At 46.9% G+C, this 1314-nt stretch carries 1 protein-coding gene; it reads right to left on the bottom strand.

Annotation, left to right across the window (positions count from 1 at the left end):
* Positions 1–26: 26 nt before the first annotated feature.
* A protein-coding gene (locus ACO0LD_RS31695) for an IS3 family transposase (RefSeq protein ID WP_423013518.1) occupies positions 27–1261 on the bottom strand; the annotation gives its coding sequence in 2 pieces (ribosomal slippage) (positions 27–913 and positions 913–1261; 1236 coding nt in all).
* Between the last annotated feature and the right edge of the window lie 53 nt (positions 1262–1314).

The raw sequence follows: 1314 nt of genomic DNA, 5'->3' as shown, positions 1-1314 counted from the left end.
TGTCCAGTCCTAAAATAGGTTGACAGTTAGAATTGTAAAAAAGACGCCCGATGCACCGCATTGGGCGTCTTGTATTGGAGGGCTAAATGAGGCCTCTCGTTGTTGTAAATATCGATAGATTGCCTGATCATCTGTCGTGCTTCCTCTAGGTTCTTTGGCGTCGAGAGCAAGAATTCATTCTTTAGAATCCCATTAATGCGTTCAGCCAGGGCATTCTGGTAACAATCGTACCCATCTGTCATCGAGCAAGTGATGTTGTGCTTTTGATGAATTTGCTGGTAATAGCTAGAACAATACTGAATCCCACGATCAGAATGATGGATCAAAGGTGACTGGCTTTTTCTGCTCTTGAGCGCTGCTTTGAAGGCACAACTGACCTCTTCCGTTTGCAAGCTTGCATGGACATGGTGTCCGACGATTTTTCTGGAGTGTACATCCGTGACTAAACTCAGATAAACGAATTTCTCTTTGGTCGGAATGTAGGTAATATCTGCCACCCAGACTTGCTCTGGCCTGGAAACGATGACTTGTTGCGGCCCAGCCTTGAGCAAATTGGGATGTTTGTGGAAGCGGTGGTGACTGTGTGTCGTCTTGTGATACGCCCGCCTGCATGGCACCAGTAAGCGATTTTCCCTGAGTAAAGCAAAGAACCGATCTCTTCCCAGTTTAATGCCACACTCTCTCATCTGTGTTTGAAGCAGATGCTGCAATTTGCGTGTGCCTATCCTTGGCTGCCGTAAGCGCTTTTCTCTCACCAGTTCGATGACTTGCGCATGCTGGTTGTGCCGCGTTTGCTCGCTACGGAGTTGCTTATAGTACGCCTGACGGGTGATTTGGAAATAATGGCAAGCCCTGCTGATACTCAATCCTGGGATTTGCTCTTGTTCGAGGACTTGCCTGAAGGCTTTTTTGGTACGGCAAGCCCATAATCATTCTTGATGACATTCACGATGGCTTCAAACAATTGTGCCTTCTCATTGGCATGCTTGAGCTGTACTTCCAATTCTTTGATCCGCTGTTCTGGCGTCTGTGGCAATGGGGTCTTTGGCATCATGCATCCTTTTCTTGGTCTGGAACCATGATTATGCCAATCTTGTTGCCCATGCTTGCGTAACCACACTAATACTGTTGATCTCCCCTGTATCCCGTACCGGCGTTGAGCCTCTATATAACTCATCTCGCCTTTTTCTACTTGCTCTACTACTGATAATTTAAAAGTCAGCGTGTAATCTCGCTGACTCCTGCGCATCCCTGTGTCCATCTCACTTTCCTTTCCGGTTCTAGAAAAGTGTCAACTTTAATCAGGACGGGTCA

Origin of the sequence: Undibacterium sp. Ji83W (genome assembly GCF_049340385.1) — a bacterium.
GTDB lineage: Bacteria > Pseudomonadota > Gammaproteobacteria > Burkholderiales > Burkholderiaceae_D > Undibacterium.
Note: the sequence above shows the minus strand (reverse complement) of the source record. Positions and strands in the feature narration are given on the sequence as shown.